At 46.4% G+C, this 15,445-nt stretch carries 16 protein-coding genes; 12 read left to right on the top strand and 4 right to left on the bottom strand.

Translation table 11 applies throughout. The annotated features are described in order from the left end of the window. Positions 1-78: 78 nt before the first annotated feature. The 6 genes from MHI45_RS03620 (at position 79) to MHI45_RS03595 (ending at position 3,455) form a co-directional block, all read left to right on the top strand. Complete coding sequence (locus MHI45_RS03620; RefSeq protein ID WP_038593119.1) at positions 79-426, top strand: four-helix bundle copper-binding protein; 348 nt, start codon at positions 79-81, stop codon at positions 424-426. A gap of 214 nt (positions 427-640) precedes the next feature. Continuing rightward, complete coding sequence (locus tag MHI45_RS03615) at positions 641-1,600, top strand: ATP-binding cassette domain-containing protein (RefSeq protein ID WP_076109467.1); 960 nt, start codon at positions 641-643, stop codon at positions 1,598-1,600. Further along, entirely contained in the window at positions 1,597-2,307 is a 711-nt protein-coding gene (locus MHI45_RS03610; protein WP_076109468.1) for a hypothetical protein, read from the top strand. Before MHI45_RS03615 ends, MHI45_RS03610 begins: the two co-directional genes overlap by 4 nt. A 70-nt stretch (positions 2,308-2,377) precedes the next feature. After that, a complete protein-coding gene (locus tag MHI45_RS03605; RefSeq protein ID WP_038593114.1) occupies positions 2,378-2,842 on the top strand; it encodes a hypothetical protein in 465 nt (154 codons plus the stop codon). After that, positions 2,839-3,303, top strand: coding sequence for a class I SAM-dependent methyltransferase (locus MHI45_RS03600; protein ID WP_256718038.1), 465 nt, complete (start codon positions 2,839-2,841; stop codon positions 3,301-3,303). Before MHI45_RS03605 ends, MHI45_RS03600 begins: the two co-directional genes overlap by 4 nt. After that, complete coding sequence (locus MHI45_RS03595; RefSeq protein ID WP_256718039.1) at positions 3,300-3,455, top strand: hypothetical protein; 156 nt, start codon at positions 3,300-3,302, stop codon at positions 3,453-3,455. The genes MHI45_RS03600 and MHI45_RS03595 overlap by 4 nt, the downstream gene beginning before the upstream one ends. An 89-nt stretch (positions 3,456-3,544) precedes the next feature. On the opposite strand, the gene MHI45_RS03590 is transcribed toward MHI45_RS03595, so the two are convergent. Next, positions 3,545-4,801 (bottom strand): winged helix-turn-helix domain-containing protein, encoded by a 1,257-nt coding sequence (locus tag MHI45_RS03590; protein WP_076109469.1) that lies wholly within the window; start codon positions 4,799-4,801, stop codon positions 3,545-3,547. Between the two features lie 176 nt (positions 4,802-4,977). On the opposite strand from MHI45_RS03590, the gene MHI45_RS03585 reads away from it, so the two are divergent. From MHI45_RS03585 to MHI45_RS03565, 5 genes are all read left to right on the top strand, one after another. Continuing rightward, positions 4,978-6,303 (top strand): sensor histidine kinase, encoded by a 1,326-nt coding sequence (locus tag MHI45_RS03585; RefSeq protein WP_076109470.1) that lies wholly within the window; start codon positions 4,978-4,980, stop codon positions 6,301-6,303. Then, complete coding sequence (locus tag MHI45_RS03580) at positions 6,300-7,040, top strand: response regulator transcription factor (RefSeq protein WP_076109471.1); 741 nt, start codon at positions 6,300-6,302, stop codon at positions 7,038-7,040. Before MHI45_RS03585 ends, MHI45_RS03580 begins: the two co-directional genes overlap by 4 nt. 441 nt (positions 7,041-7,481) lie before the next feature. Then, positions 7,482-8,405, top strand: a complete 924-nt coding sequence (locus MHI45_RS03575) for an ABC transporter ATP-binding protein (protein WP_076109472.1) — start codon at positions 7,482-7,484, stop codon at positions 8,403-8,405. Beyond that, entirely contained in the window at positions 8,398-9,102 is a 705-nt protein-coding gene (locus MHI45_RS03570; RefSeq protein WP_076109473.1) for an ABC transporter permease, read from the top strand. The genes MHI45_RS03575 and MHI45_RS03570 overlap by 8 nt, the downstream gene beginning before the upstream one ends. A gap of 3 nt (positions 9,103-9,105) precedes the next feature. Further along, the gene (locus MHI45_RS03565) at positions 9,106-9,978 is read left to right on the top strand and encodes a DUF4097 family beta strand repeat-containing protein (protein ID WP_076109474.1); all 873 of its coding nucleotides are present in this window, start codon (positions 9,106-9,108) and stop codon (positions 9,976-9,978) included. Between the two features lie 67 nt (positions 9,979-10,045). On the opposite strand, the gene MHI45_RS03560 is transcribed toward MHI45_RS03565, so the two are convergent. Together MHI45_RS03560 and MHI45_RS03555 are read right to left on the bottom strand one after the other, a co-directional pair. Next, entirely contained in the window at positions 10,046-12,139 is a 2,094-nt protein-coding gene (locus MHI45_RS03560; RefSeq protein WP_144024244.1) for an ABC transporter ATP-binding protein, read from the bottom strand. 54 nt (positions 12,140-12,193) lie between these two features. Beyond that, positions 12,194-13,942, bottom strand: a complete 1,749-nt coding sequence (locus tag MHI45_RS03555; protein WP_076109476.1) for an ABC transporter ATP-binding protein — start codon at positions 13,940-13,942, stop codon at positions 12,194-12,196. 512 nt (positions 13,943-14,454) lie between these two features. On the opposite strand from MHI45_RS03555, the gene MHI45_RS03550 reads away from it, so the two are divergent. Then, positions 14,455-14,772 carry a HesB/YadR/YfhF family protein gene (locus MHI45_RS03550; protein WP_076109477.1) on the top strand — a complete coding sequence of 106 codons (318 nt, stop codon included), beginning with the start codon at positions 14,455-14,457 and terminating at the stop codon, positions 14,770-14,772. A gap of 138 nt (positions 14,773-14,910) precedes the next feature. Here MHI45_RS03550 and MHI45_RS03545 read toward each other — a convergent pair whose 3' ends face one another. Continuing rightward, positions 14,911-15,426, bottom strand: coding sequence for an ADP-heptose synthase (locus MHI45_RS03545; protein WP_076109478.1), 516 nt, complete (start codon positions 15,424-15,426; stop codon positions 14,911-14,913). Positions 15,427-15,445 lie beyond the last annotated feature (19 nt).

Genomic DNA, 15,445 nt, shown 5'->3' with positions numbered 1-15,445 from the left:
CAGGGGAATTGGTTCGTTCCTTTTCTTGCAGGTTAATAGATAGGCATACCCTATAATAATTGCAGGAGGTTTTAGGCTATGACCCGAATTCAATATCAGGAGTGCATTGACGCTTGTATAAAATGTATGAACGCCTGTAACTATAGCTATGTCTCAAGCCTGAAAGAATATGATCTAGCATCACTGCGGGAGAGCATCCGGCTTGACCGGGAATGCGCGGATATTTGTTCTTTCGCCGTTCAGGCAATGACCCGCCAGAGTCCATTTGTAGCGGAAATCCTTCGCTTGTGTGCTGAAATCTGCGAACGTTGTGCCGACGAGAGCAGCAGACATGAGCATACTCATTGCCAGGAATGCATCGATTCCTGCCGCAATGCCGCATTAGCTTGCCGTCTAATCAGCGATGTCGTTGAGGTATACGCGTAAATTTATAATTGCTGTTTTGCAGCAGATTATACAAGACCAGACCAACGCAGTAATTATACTGAGGGTTCTGGTTTTTTTGTATAGAATGGCTCCTCAATCTGTTCTTTCTCAAAGGAATTCAGTGCAGTTCCGGCGAATTATAGAGTGGAAGAACCAGTTGTCCATTAGATGCGCTAAGCAAGCATGGCTTCTGGCTAAGGGGGAAGACAGCCGAATGGCGTTTCGAAGTATTAGTGAACACCGACTGACGGACCGCAGCGGCCCTTTGATCGAACTTACCCGGGCTACCAAGGTTTATGGAGGGCGCCCGGTTTTACGTGAAGTCTCACTCATGGTGGAAAGCGGAACGGCTCTGGCTTTGATCGGACGTAACGGTTCCGGCAAAAGTACGCTGCTCTCCATTTTAGCTGGACTTACCCAGCTTACTTCCGGGACAATCCAACGCAGCAAGGATACGATTTCAATTGGTTATGCACCCGAGGCTTTCCCGGGTCTTAAATTTTCTGCTGAACAGTACTTACGCAGTATGGGCCGGATCGGCGGGATGCCGGAGGCGGGACTGAAAGAGCGCATAACAGCGCTATTGGAGGCTTTTCATCTGGAGCAGTTCCGGACGTATCCCATGACGAGCTTTTCTAAAGGAATGCTGCAAAAGGTGAATCTGATTCAAAGTCTGCTTCCGAAGCCAGAATTGCTGCTGCTTGACGAGCCTATGTCCGGCCTGGATCTTCCGGCACAGCATACGCTGATTGAACTTCTTCAAGAGTTGAAGCAAGGCGGTACAGCGATGGTATTCTCCGTTCATGAGCCGCTTTGTGTGGAAACCCTTGCCGATGGCGTACATGTGCTTCAAGCAGGCCAAACGGTCATAAAGGTATCAGAAACAGCGAGTCTGCAGGATAAGCCTTCCACATACATAATGTGCACAGCTATTGCTTCTCCACAAAAATCGGCTTTGGGGGAGATGCCCGGGTTGCTCTCTATAGAAGCGGTTCGGGATGAGTACGGGATGGAGTGTTCCGGTTTAACTGTGGAAAGGGAATGGACAGATCAATGTCTCAGGTATGTGCTTGATGCGGGCGGATCGGTGATTTCTGTAGAACGGCGCCGCGGCTTATCAGGGCTTATGCAATGGATGGACCCGAAGACTGTCCAGGAGGAACAACCTTTATGAGATCGCTGATCGCGTATTTTCTCCGCAGTTATACCTTTTCCCAGCGGTATTTCGCTCCCGTTGCCGGAACTCTGATCGCTGTGCTGATTCTCTACTCCTATAAGCCTAACCCGGTGATGAACAGCTATGCGGCGTCGGCAGTGATGTTATTTGTCGGTTGTGCCTGGCTGGGACTGAGCTTTCTGAATCATGAGCAGGCGGTGCAGCGGCAGGTAGCTGTAGTTCATCTGCGAAGTGCGGTTAAGCACAGCATTGGGGAAATGCTGACAATGGGGGTGCTTACTCTGCTGCTCAGCCTCGTGATTGTGCTGTATCCTATAGTTACGGGGAATTTTAGCGATCCCGTGGGAGGGTACCGTTTAATTCTTGCTTTAGCCGGACATGCGCTGCTCGGGTTCCTGGGAATTGCAATCTCGCTCTATTTGCAGTCCTCCTGGGTTTCCAAAAACAGCTATGCTGCGGGATCAATGCTGATCATCATCACGCTGTCTATAGGGGGTACCAAACTGCAGGAGCTTGTCCCGGGTCCTGTCATGCCGATCCTGCTGCCGCCAGTGTCACCGGTTATGGATGCTTTGATGAACGCGGATGATTTGCCTGCTTCATCACTGCTGGGGTCCTTCGCCCACACGCTGGCCTACATTTCCGTGCTGACCGGCTTTTATTTGTACCGCACCAGCCGAATGGATGTTAACAAAAACTTGTGAGAAACAGACTTGGCGTGAAGCCATTAAAATTCATTTTCTGAAAAATGAAGAGAGAGAAACGGGAGGAAAGATGAAGGATACACAAATACCGGAGAGTGAACAATCCAAAGAGCTATTTGCTTATTTCGGGCTGGCAGTCTATTATTGTCAGGCTCTGGAGCAGCAGTTGACCAATCTGCTGCTGCTTACGAAGCTGTCTCAGGGGAAGACACCTACTGAAGCGGATCTCGCAGATCTGTATCAGCGCAAACTCAGCAATTCACTCGGCCAGCTCATCAAAGAAATCCAGCATCATTTTCCATTCTCGGAAGAGGAGACGGTGCAGCTGCAAGCAGTCTGGAAGCAGCGCAACCATATTGTCCATGACTATTTCAAGGAACGTATTCAGGAGACCTTCACTCCGGCCGGCAGGGCCCACATGATCCGTGAGCTGAAGCGTTTCAAGAACAAGGCCAGAAGACTGGAAATCAAGCTGCAGGGCTACTGCACGGAGATGTACACGAAATTGGGTCTTGAAGAGGAGGATTTAATGTGAATGAAGTTTATAAGCAAATTCCACTGTACAGATACCTTAGTTTCTGTAATGAAAGTGACCTCGAACGCACTGTGCTGGATTGCGGAGCCGGTGGAGACAGCCCTCCACTTGGCTTGTTCGCCCAATATGGGTATGTGGCCAGCGGCATAGACTGTAATCCGGAGCAAATAGATATGGCTCAGACCTGGGCTGCAGAAAAGGGCTATGAACTGGATATACAGCAAGGGGATATGCGGCAGCTTGCCTTTGAAGATGAGTCATTCAGCTTCGTCTACTCCTATAATTCTATCTTTCATATGAGGAAATTGGAGGTCGCCCAATCCATAGAAGAGATGAAGAGAGTGCTGAAGCCTGGCGGGATCATGTTTGTTAACTTTTTGACGGTGAATGATTTCCGCTGCGGTGAAGGCGGCGATCTTGGACAGAACCAGTACGAGCAGTTGACGATGATCTGCCGGTGATCCACTCTTACTATACCGCTACAGAACCGGATGAATTGTTCAGCGGGATGAAGTTGCTGTATAAGGAAGACAGGGTGCTGGAGCGAATATATGACGGTCAACTGATCACTCAGGGTTTTGTAGATTATATCGTGCAGAAACCGCTTCGATAACGTGCATACATAGAATGGCAAAGAGACTCTCCCAGATAGCAGAAATGCTGTCCATAGGAGAGTTCTTTTGTGTGTAATTAAGAGCTGGGCTACAGACTTGCAGTCTCCAGTGCTTCAAGTCCACATGTCTTGACTACCTCCGGGGGAAATTGGATAGCGGATGCTCCTGTGCAGCGCGCTAGGCAGGACAAAGCTTGCCGCAGTGCGGGAACCATCTCTGCAGTAAGCACCTCTTCAGGCTCCCACCACCAGCGGGTAATGGTAAGGATGCCGCTTTTTCTGTTCATGACCGGCTCAAACCGGCCGATAAAACGGTCACCGTACAGGAGCGGAAGCACGTAGTAACCATATTCCCGTTCCACCACAGGTTTGTATACCTCCCAGCGGTAATGAAATCCGAACAGCTGCCGGATCAGTTCTCTGTCCCACAACAGATTGTCCAAGGGAGCCAGAGCAGCGGCGAAATTCACCGTAGAATGACTTCTTCCGGAATCTTCTGCCTCTTCCTCCAGCTGCAGCACAGCTTCAAGCTCGGGCGCATCCATTGTCCGCATGTAAAGCGGCAGCTTAATACCCTCCACGTGCACCTCGCGCAGACTGTCAATCTGCAGCAGACGCTGCACTGCCGCGGTCCGCTCTTTGCTCTTCAGACCGGATATGCCAAGCCATCCGTCACCTGATTTATTCCACTGGAGTCCGATGCTGCCAATGCGCCGCTGCACGTACCAGTCATGGTATTGTTCGGTCGTGGGATTGGGATCGGCTGCTGCAACGACCTGCTCCGGCAGCAGTCGTGACGTAAAATCGTAGTAGCGGCGGGTGTGCACACGGTGATGAATGGACACTTCACCCCGGAAGTACATGGTTTCCAGAGCTGCCCGCGACAATCTGGCAGGGGCCCAGGCCCAGTCAATCTTCTCTTTGCCTTCCAGGTCCAGAGAAGAGAGGGGGCCGCGCTGACTCAGCGCATCACGGACTTGCAGTACCGTTGCTTCCAAAGGTTCATTTCTCTGGTGATGCCCGGAGGCTGCTTCCCTCAGCCGCTGAAAGCAGGGCCAGTCCTCCGTGCAATAGATCGACATGTTCTTGTCCCAGCCGTCGGTCAGCAGCCTGTCCTGGTACAGAAGCTCATTGGCTTGAGCGGGAATAAAGCCGGGAACCCGTGCCTGAAGCACAAGCTCATGATTATGCCCGGCAATATTCAGCGGATCATACTGAATACAGCCTACATGGCGTACGAATTCATAAATACCTGTCTTACCGCCAGGAAGACCACCGGAGATCAGCCCCTGATGCTGCAGCAAAAAAAGTCTGGCCTGCTTCTTGCTTATATTGTAAGTAATCATTATCAATCACTCCAATCATATGTATTAGTTCCCATTATATAGAACAAATGTTCTGTGCACAAATACAATTTAGCAGGACTAAGGGAAGTTTAGTGATAGACTGGAGAGTATCATTAAGTTAATATGACAATTGGTGGTAAAGGGGATTTATCGTGTGAAGACTGGTGGTGTATAAAATGATTCATTTAATAATGCTAATTCAAATAGTAAGCTTCTTTTTTATTTATCAATCGGTTTCCCGCTATCACTTTAGTGTCAAAGAAATAACAATTTGGCTAATGATATTCATAAGCATTGGAGTTGTTTCTACATATTTTATCGGAGTATGGGGGGCCGTTGCTCTATTTTTCTGTTTTGTGGGCATGTCTTATTTTAAAAATCAAAAAACGTTTACCTCTTTAGGTGTGTTTTACGGGGCGTATGCGTTGGTCATGAATTCATTTTTAGGTTATCTCGCAGCAGATCCGATTACAAACTTAATTGAGTTTGTTTTTAGACAATCATCGGCTAATATAGACTATCTTCCTTATCTTTTTACAGCTATGGCGCCCCCCATTATGAATGAAATCGGTCTTAGAGTAGTACGCCACTATGTTCCACAGCTCAATAAAGAAATTCTGCGGGAATCCAGCAAAGTGATTCTTTTTCCGGTGATCATTCTTTTAATCATCATCATCCTTTCGGTATATCCGATTTTAACCATTGGTAATAAGACCGGTGATTTTAGCTCATTTCATAGAACATTATTATTAGGGATGTGGCTGCTATTTATCATTGCTTTGCTGTATATGCAGTTTCAATACAATCATATCCGGAAAAGAGAAATTGAAAAATCTAAAAGTGAGCAATTGATACAATTAACGGATTATGCAACGCAGCTCGAAAAAATTTATGATGAATTCAGAAGCTTCCGTCATGACTACGCGAATATCCTATTGACTCTGGAGGAAGGGATTCATCGGGAAGATTGGGATCAAGTCAAGCAGGTATATGAACAAACAGTTAAGCCGACGGGGCAATTGATGCGTAATAATGAGTATAGCTTTGTCAAGCTGCGCAACCTGCATGTATCAGAGATCAAAAGTATCCTAGCCGCCAAAATTTTAATCGCCCAGCAAATGAAAATTGATGTTGCTTTGGAAATTGAAGAACCCGTTCACGCCATTCAAATGGAACTGATTTCATTTACCCGGATTCTCTCCATACTACTGGATAATGCGATTGAAGCAGCAACAGATACGGAGGAATCAAGAATTTGCATTGTGTTATTGGAGGATACGGACATACAGCTGATAAGAATTGAAAATAGTTGCGGAGAGGAAGTCAATTTGCGACGGTTGGGAGAACGCGGATATTCCTCAAAAGGCAAGGGCCGCGGATTAGGTTTATATAATGTGCAGCAAATTTTAAAAGAAAATAACTTTGCGTCATTAGAAACAGCGCTCCAATCTGGCCTATTCTCACAGACGCTTATTTTAAGAAAGACTGGGGTACAGAAATGAATATATTTATTTTAGAGGATAATATATTTCAGCAGCAACGTTTAGAACGGCTCATCAAAACATTAGCGCTGAAGCATCAGATTCGTTACCGGAGTTTAATTTCGACCGCAAGACCTGATGATCTGTTATCGCAAATCGAGAAAGTGGCTGACCATCAATTATATTTTCTTGATTTGCAGATCAATCATGAGGATCAGAAGGGGCTGGAGGTTGCTAAGGAGATCCGGAAAAAAGATCCTTTTGGGACGATTGTTATTGTTACCACACATTCCGAGTTAGCGCCAATAACTTTTACATATCGAGTGGCTGCTTTAGATTTTATTGAAAAGGATTTACCGGAAGCAGAATTTATTGAAAAGGTTACAGAGTGTCTTTTAATTGCTGATTCGCGCCGGACGGTTCCGGTAAGTTCTGATAACTTTTCTTTTGAGAATAAGTATACCAGCTTCCAAATTCCATTTTCGGATATCCTATATTTTGAGACCATGGAAATTGCACATAAAATAAGATTAATAACAAAATCCAAAGTTCTTGATTTTTACGCTGAATTAAATGAAATTGCAGGTTATGATGAACGTCTGTTCCGTTGCCACCGGGCATTTGTAGTTAATTTAGCTAACATTAGATCCGTGGATAAAAAGAACAAGCTGGTCTTGTTTGATAATGATGAAAGTTGTTCAGTTTCAAGAAGACTGCAAAAGGAAACCCTTGAAAAGATGGAAGCGTTAAGAAAATGAGTTTTGAGTTACATACGAAGTGCTGGCAGCTATATCTTATATGGCTGTTAGCGCTTTTTTTGTATGAAAAAGTACCGTCTATGAAGGTTAAAGGACATTTGGTGCGATGAGGCTCTTGAATGGAGGGCAAAAGCCTTATGCTGTAAATGCACAACAACAATAGACCACACTTCATCGTTATCGTGGTTTGGAGTTGTGAAATTTTATCAATATAAGTTGAACAAAAGAACTACCTAGAGGCAAAAGCAGCGGAGGGGAAGTTTGGAACTGTAGGAGCGATAGCGACCGCCTTTGTCTACGGATTTCAACCGCAAATAGCGGTATAAATCAAGAAATCTGTAGACAACAGCGGCCGGAAGTCCAAACATTCACCGGAGTTGCGTTCTATGCCGGCTTGGTAAGTCTAAAGTTCAACTTATATAGAACGAGAGGCGGGGAACAATGGGGACCATGATCATGATTAACCAACTATCAAAGGCTTATAAGGGAAACGAAATAGTGTCAAATGTAACCATGCATATTGAATCTGGTGAAATCTACGGTTTCTTAGGACCGAACGGTGCGGGGAAAACAACAATTATGAAAATGATTCTAAATTTGGTGAAGCCAACATCCGGCGAGATTTTTGTGCTCAATCAACCTGTGTTACAAACCTCTTTTCAATACTTGGGACATATCGGCAGTATCATTGAATATCCCGTTTTTTATGAACGGTTAACGGCTGCCGAAAACTTACAATATCATTGTGATTATATGCAGATTCATGCTGAGGACCGGATTCACGAAGTCTTAGAAACGGTTGGCTTAACCGGTGTGGAGGATAAAAAAGTACATGAGTTTTCTCTAGGAATGAAACAGCGATTGGGTATTGCCAGAGCCATCCTCACAAAGCCGGAAATCTTGATTCTGGATGAACCGATTAATGGTTTAGACCCTGTGGGAATTAAGGATATTCGAATGCTTTTGCTGAAGCTTAAGAACGAGTGCGGTATGACAATTTTAGTCTCCAGCCACATTGTTTCAGAGATTGAATCGATTGCAGATACGATCGGAATCATTAATCATGGACAATTAATTAAGGAAGTTAAGATGAGTGAAATCATCAGCGAAAATGTTGAATACCTGGAGATAAAAGTGACTGACAGTAAGCAGGCTTCACTAGTGCTGGAGAGAAAATTAAACATCCATGACTATGAAGCGGTTGATCTGGAAACCATCCGGGTCTATCAACAAGATGTATCTCAATCGGTCATTAATAAAGAGCTGGTGCTCAATAATATCGTTGTAAATCGTATCGGAACACAGCAAAGCAACTTAGAAGAGTATTTCCTGGATCTCATTCATGGAGGCAGACAACATGCTTAGACTAATGAAGATTGAATGGAAGAGAAATAATCTGGCGGGATATAGTATTAGGGCCGTGATTAGTATGATGATTATATTTGGAATGGTTGCAGGAATGGCTGTCATGTCAAATGCTCAGGATGAACCTATGTTTTTAGATTTTACAGCCTTTATGTCACTGGCTAACATCTTTATTCGCGTTACCTTTGTCGTTTTTTCAGGGATTATTATTTCGAGGTTAGTGATTGATGAATTTAAGAATAAAACCATACAATTGTTATTTACCTATCCCATCCAACGCAAAAAAGTGATGCAAGCAAAGTTAATGATCGTATTAGTCTTTTGTTTCACATGTGTAGTGATTTCCACCTTCATCATTGAAATATTGACAGTGTTATTAAATCCGGCAGCTCATTTTTTTGAAACAACTGCATCAAAAGAAGATGTGTTGGCTACCTTTCCAGCCATTCTTATGGCTTCGGCAATGACGGCTGGTCTAAGTCTTATTCCATTGTCTTTCGGGATGCGTAAAAAATCTACTGCCACAACAATTACTAGTTCAGTAATCTTAGGGATTCTGCTGAATTCTATGATTTCTGATGGGAGCAGTTCTGTATCTATGTTTCAATTTATCGGCATACCTATAGTTTTCTGCTTGTTAGGGTTGGCTGTAGCTTATTTATCCTATCGAAAAATTGACAGAACGGATGTTGCATAAACCATGAAAACAAATAAGTGGATTTGGATATCGATGGCGGTTGTTCTGGTGGGAATCCTTGTTGTTGGCTTGCAAGGTGGAGCTCAAGATTTTGAGTTGACTGAAGACATTCCGGCGAATGAAATTCAGAGCATCGAAATGAATAATGATTCATGGGATCTTGTAGTGAAGGAATCAACAGACAATCAAGTCCATATAGACATTGAGGGTTATCAGACGGACAAGCAGAAGGCTCCTGTTGTAGTGACACGTAATTCTAATAACTTAGTTATACAACAAGATAAGCAAATTGGCGGGGCCTTTTCAGCTTTTTCTTTTCATAAAGAGGGAACTATCACAGTTTTAATTCCCAAAAATACAGTAGAAAGAGTCAGAATGGTCAACAATGATGGAGATATCAATATTCGAACGTTGGCAACCCATAATTTAATCGTTGAAAATAAAGCAGGTAGTGTGAAATTTAATCAAGTTGAAGCAGACTCGGGGGACTTAAATCTAATAGAAGGGGACCTAAATGTAAAGGATAGCTCATTTGATAGAATAGACGTAGCTGCCAGGGGGAATGACCTTTATTTTAAAAATGTAACCAGTTCTGTTATGAATCTTTATTCTAAAAGTGGCGAAATCGTTCTTGGAGGGGTAGCGGAAAAAGGTGAAATGAGAGTCGAAACATCAACTGGAGATATTCAAGTAGGGTATCAAACCGAGCCATCCAACCTGAAAGTAGCAGTGGAAAATGCAAAAGGAGATACGACGGTTCACTTGAAGAATCTCTTGACTACGAAGAATACAGACAAGAATGTAGATGGAACTATTGGCGATGGGGAGAATTTACTACAGGTCAAAACTAAATCAGGAAGTATTAATATTAAGTAAATCAAAAAGAGACAGGCTCCTCAATACATGAGGAACTGTCTCTTTTTAAGGAGAAGCAGTTCAAACACTAGCCCTGCTTGAACGAAGGCTGCAGGACTGCGGCAGAGGCGGAAGAAGATGCGGAAGCCGAGTCGGCTGCAGCTCCATTTTCCGCACCGGCACCGAGTTGAAGCTGGTACATGCGGAAGTAGCGACCACCCAGCGCCATGAGTTCATCATGGCTGCCGCGCTCAACGATTTCACCGTGATGCAGGACAAGAATCTGATCCGCACTGCGGATTGTGGATAAGCGGTGAGCGATGATGAAGGTGGTGCGGCCTTTCTTCAGCACCTCCAGCGCTTCCTGAATGATGCTCTCTGTCTCGGTATCGATGTTGGAGGTCGCTTCATCCAGGATAAGAATGGCCGGATCAAAGGACAACGCCCGGGCAAATGAAATCAGCTGACGCTGGCCGGCCGAAAGTGTGCTGCCTTTCTCCACCACTGGTTCATCGAAGCCTTTGGGCAGATGAGACAGCAGCTTATCCGCACCGACTTCCCGCAGTGCCCGTTCCACCCGTTCCCTTGTGATCCGCTCGTCTCCGAGACTGACATTGGAAGCGATGGTCCCTGTGAACAAGTAAGGATCCTGAAGCACAATTCCCATATGGCTTCGCAGCCACTGCTTCGGCAGATCTTTAACTTCTTGACCATCAATGGTAATGCTTCCGCGCTGCGGATCATAGAAGCGGAACAGGAGATTGATGATTGAGCTTTTACCGGAGCCGGTATGTCCTACCAGAGCAACAGTTTCACCAGAACGGGCTTCAAAGGAAATGTCACGCAGGACGAAGTCTTTTTTGTAAGCAAAGGAAACGTCTTTAAACACCACATCTCCCTTGTAACGCGGCATGGAACCATCGGTCACCGGCTCGCCGGGTTCATCCATAAGTGTAAATACGCGGCCGGCAGAGACCATCGAGGAATCCAGATTGGCCAGTTGGTTGACCATTCCGGTAATCGGCTGGAACATCCGTCCGAGCACGTCGACGAAGGCGTACAGCACACCCAGCGACACAAAGGTAGAGCCATCCAGGCTGCCGAATCCAAAGTACCATAATACTAGTACAAAGGAGAGACTGCGCAGCGAGTTCACCAGGTTGTGGGAAGTGAAGGCATTCAGGTTGAGCATTTTATTCTGGTATTTCAGATAATCATCGTTCAGGCGCTCGAATTCTTCACTGCTCTGCTTCTGGCGGCGGAAAATGCGGATGATCGACATCCCTTGAATCGATTCATTGATGATGGCGTTGATCTCACTAAGCCGCGAGCGGATGATGGTATTGTATTTGGTGGCAACTTTGCGGTAGAGCACAATCCAGAGAATCACAATCGGGACAATGAACAGACTGACCAGTCCGAGGTGAATATCCAGCAGGAACAGGGCGACATAAACACCGATGATATTGATAATCCCTGTGCTGAAGTTGGATAATACCGCTATGAACAGATCCTTGACTGCTTCCGTATCGTTCGTAACCCGGGAGACGACCTTACCCGCAGGCAGATTGTCGAAGAAATAAACAGGCAGCCGCTGGATATGGGCATATACATCGGTCCGCAGCTTGCGGATGACCTGATTGGCCGACGATTGCAGCCAGTAGGTTTTACCGAATTCCGCTATGATCGAGATGACCAGGAATATCGCGTACAGTCCTACCAGTTTATAAATGCCGGGGAATTCAGGTTTGTAAAAAGCGAATAATTCATTTGCCGAGAGCTTCTCGGCAGGATAGACACTCAGAGTGTCTCCGTATTGGATATGCATCTCTCCGTCACGGAAGGTCCGCTCGCCTGCAGGCTGCGCTACGGCTTCATTGATGAAGTAGAAGCTTTTTCCGACCTGTAGCAGGCGGATTTCCTGGCCTTTGGCTTCGCCTTCGGCAAACCGGTCACCGCGTTTGTAGAAGGAATTATTATATTCAGCGGCATCCTTGGAAGAGTCCGTCTGGAAGTAGGGCTTCTCTATGGCCAGCAGATGATTGTCAATCATGCTCTTGGCGATAAAAGGCCCTGCCAGCTCGGCTGCCACTCCGATAGTAAGCAGCAGTAGTGCTGCGATAAATGTTTTTTTGGCAGTTAATGCGTACTGCAGCAGGCGTTTGCCCGTACTTTGTGTCAACGGTGACACCTCCTAAACGTTTTTAGGGAGCTTCAAAAAGCCTATGCTCATCATTTATTCATTCGTTAAATTGTTCTCCACCTGCTGGCGGTCGAACTGCTCACGATACCAGCCGTTCATGTTCAGCAGCTCCTGATGGGTGCCCCGCTCTGTTATATGTCCGTTATCCAGCACAACGATCAGATCGGCATGCTCAATAGCAGAGAGACGGTGAGTGGAGATCAGCGTGGTTTTGCCGGCACGCTCCGAGCGGATGTTCTCGATGATTTTGGCTTCTGTACGTGCGTCTACGGCAGAAAGTGCATCATCCAGGATCAGAATATCAGGATTTGCGATAAAGGCTCTGGAGATCGAAACGCGTTGTTTCTGGCCTCCGGAAAGAGAGACACCGCGTTCACCCACTAGGGTATCAAGGCCGTCAGACAAGGTACCGAGGTCATTCTGAAAAGCCGCTGCCGTGATGGCTTCCATAATCCGTTCGTCGCTGGCGTTATTGTAGCCGAACTGGATGTTCTCACGAACCGATTTGGAGAACAGAATTTGCTCCTGCGGCACATAACCCATCCAGCCGTGCAGGCGGTCGAGGGCGATTTGCCCAATCGGCACACCGGAGATCAGGATGTCGCCTTTACCGGACGGATATTCATGAAGCAGCTGTTTCAGCAATGTCGATTTGCCGCTGCCTGTGCGTCCGACTACCCCGAGTGTCTGTCCCTGGGAGAGGGAGAAGCTGACGCCGCTTAGATTGTCGATGGTCGAAGTGGGGTAACGGAACGTTACATCCTTCAGCTCAATACGCGTCGGGTGTTCAACCGGAACCGGATGAGCAATATCCTCAACATCGGGACGGGAATTCAGCGTCTCATCAATCCGTTCTAGGGATGCTCCGCCGCGCTGCATAATATTGATCAGCTCACCGATCGCGAACATCGGCCACACGATCATCCCTAGATACATATTGAAGGAAACCAAATCTCCGAGTGTAATTTGATTGCGGAATACAAGATAAATGCCGTAGGTAAGCGCGATAATGTAGCTTAGTCCCACACAAAAGCGGATCGTTGGTTCAAAAAAGGCATCAACGCGGGCTACCGCCATATTTTTGCGGTATACATCCTCCGTAATGTCGGAGAATCGTTTCTCGTCCATACGTTCCTGTACGTAAGCCCGGATCACGCGAATACCGGATACGGATTCCAGTACCTGGTCGTTCATATCTCCGAAGGCATCCTGTGCCAGGCTGTAACGGTCATGAATGGCCTTGCCATAGTAAATCATGGCGATGGCGATCAGCGGCAGCGGCAGCACTGCCGCGAGAGTCAGCTTCCAGCTGACCAGAAAGCCCATGGCCAGCAGCACAACGGTAAGGTAAACCGTTGAATCCACCAGAGTCAGCATCCCGAAGCCTACGGTTGCCGATACGGCTCGGATATCATTGGTTGCCCGGGCCATAAGGTCACCGGTACGGTTGCGCTCGAAGAAGGAAGGCGTCATCGTCATAAGATGATTCATAAAGCGGGAGCGGAGCAGACGCTCCACAAGGTTGGAACCCCCGAACAGCTTATGCATCCATATGTAGGTGATCCAATAAATAATTAGAAGCATGAGGACGATCAGGCCAATATACTTCATAAGGGAACCGGCGGTTATCGAGCCGCGTACGATCTCGTCAATGGCATTGCCGAGCAGACGAGGAGGCAGCAGTTCAAGCACACCAACTACAATTAATAAAATCAGGCCTACTGTGTAGCGCCTTTTCTCCCGGCGGAAGAACCAACCGAGATTTCGGAGAACGGAGAACAAGGGAAATCCCTTCCTTTCGTATTGAATTGATTGCCGGCTGTTGAATGGTGCGGATAGTGGTTCAGCTCTTAACAGCATACAAAAAGGCATATCATCCGAAAACGGATGATATGCCTGTGATATACAGCAGTTATCATGTCCACGGTGCTAAGACAGCACAGAGACATGGAAGAGACTTGCATAACCTGAAATCAAGATGTACGCGTTACATACATGATTCTTCAGGTGCTTTCCACTACTTGGGCTGCTTTGGTATTCAGTTGTGTACAGTTGCCGACAATAGTATAAAAATCAACTTTAACAAGGTTAAACACCGCGCTCACCCTTTCCTTAGTTTTGGTAATAACTTGAAGACGCTTCGTTATGTTCAGAGTTTATCATCCGCCGTTAAGAATTGTCAAATGTAATTTTGAACAAATTTCGAATTAGCGGTATGATAAAATACGTTGCGATCATTTGGAATGTGGACTTTTTTTCAGTATGATAAGAAGAAACGGGAGGAGCTAAAAGACATGAAGATGGTAATCAGCCCAGAAGCCGCCGCCTGGTTTATGCGGGAATTAGATCTGCAGACAGGGGCGCATATCCGGTTATTTCCCCGTTACAGTTCAGGAGGAGGACTGCATCCCGGGTTTTCACTGGGGATCGCCACCGAACTGCCGGGACGTCCTGCTGTGCAGACTGAGCAGGGAGGCCTGATTTTTTATATGGAAGAGCAGGACTTGTGGTATATGGAGGGATACAGCCTATCCATTGTCTATGTGGAGGCTGAGGATGATATCGACTACCAGTATGAGCTTCTGCCGGTGGCCGGTGGAGTGCAGCAGTAATTCTGCCCTGTGCAACTGGGTATTACAGCACAGGTTGCTATCTTAAAAAGCCCTTGCCAAAAGGCAGGGGCTTTTTAAGATAGAGAATTTACGGATACAAGAATCTATAAGGTTGGGCCTATAAATCCTAAAACGTCATTAGTGCGAGCTGCGGAAGGTCTCTTCCTCCATAGCGAAATCAAAGTCATCAATGTCATACACCTGGACGGGGACTCCGCCTTCGATGATGCGCTGAATGAGCTCGAACTGGTCGGTAAGAATCGGTACTTTCTCACGCTGGGAAGAGAGCAGCAGCTCGGTTTCGATCGGATCAAACAGCTCTCCGTATGTAGCATTATCAATGCTGTTGATGATGGTGATCTGTGCCTGCCCTCCGAGCAGAATGCCGGAGCTCTTGGCCCATGGAACAGCCAGACAGCGGTTGATCTTCTTGGAATTGAGCGGTTCCTCGAAATAGGCGATCAGTTCACGGATCTTCAATTTGACGTGCTGATCATCATCCGCCCGGTTCATTAACGGCTCGTCACTGTCCCGTAGTTCATACAATTCCATGATGGTTGTATAGGGCACTATATATTCTACAGGGCTTTGCGGGATGAGAAGCTGGCCATAAATTGCCATCATGACCGCTTCTGTCACAAATTGTCTAGACATCGTTATCCTCCTGAAGTTC

Origin of the sequence: Paenibacillus sp. FSL H3-0321 (assembly GCF_038002865.1) — a bacterium.
Classification (GTDB): Bacteria; Bacillota; Bacilli; order Paenibacillales; family Paenibacillaceae; genus Paenibacillus_AQ.
This window is presented reverse-complemented; position numbering and strand designations above follow the sequence as displayed.

Excerpts from the sequence above, each read along its gene's own strand:
- MHI45_RS03620 (WP_038593119.1), top strand. The coding sequence starts at position 79 with ATGACCCGAATTCAATATCAGGAGTGCATTGACGCTTGTATAAAATGT.
- MHI45_RS03615 (WP_076109467.1), top strand. The coding sequence starts at position 641 with ATGGCGTTTCGAAGTATTAGTGAACACCGACTGACGGACCGCAGCGGC.
- MHI45_RS03610 (WP_076109468.1), top strand. The coding sequence starts at position 1,597 with ATGAGATCGCTGATCGCGTATTTTCTCCGCAGTTATACCTTTTCCCAG.
- MHI45_RS03605 (WP_038593114.1), top strand. The coding sequence starts at position 2,378 with ATGAAGGATACACAAATACCGGAGAGTGAACAATCCAAAGAGCTATTT.
- MHI45_RS03590 (WP_076109469.1), bottom strand. The coding sequence starts at position 4,801 with ATGATTACTTACAATATAAGCAAGAAGCAGGCCAGACTTTTTTTGCTG.
- MHI45_RS03585 (WP_076109470.1), top strand. The coding sequence starts at position 4,978 with ATGATTCATTTAATAATGCTAATTCAAATAGTAAGCTTCTTTTTTATT.
- MHI45_RS03580 (WP_076109471.1), top strand. The coding sequence starts at position 6,300 with ATGAATATATTTATTTTAGAGGATAATATATTTCAGCAGCAACGTTTA.
- MHI45_RS03575 (WP_076109472.1), top strand. The coding sequence starts at position 7,482 with ATGGGGACCATGATCATGATTAACCAACTATCAAAGGCTTATAAGGGA.
- MHI45_RS03570 (WP_076109473.1), top strand. The coding sequence starts at position 8,398 with ATGCTTAGACTAATGAAGATTGAATGGAAGAGAAATAATCTGGCGGGA.
- MHI45_RS03565 (WP_076109474.1), top strand. The coding sequence starts at position 9,106 with ATGAAAACAAATAAGTGGATTTGGATATCGATGGCGGTTGTTCTGGTG.
- MHI45_RS03550 (WP_076109477.1), top strand. The coding sequence starts at position 14,455 with ATGAAGATGGTAATCAGCCCAGAAGCCGCCGCCTGGTTTATGCGGGAA.
- MHI45_RS03545 (WP_076109478.1), bottom strand. The coding sequence starts at position 15,426 with ATGTCTAGACAATTTGTGACAGAAGCGGTCATGATGGCAATTTATGGC.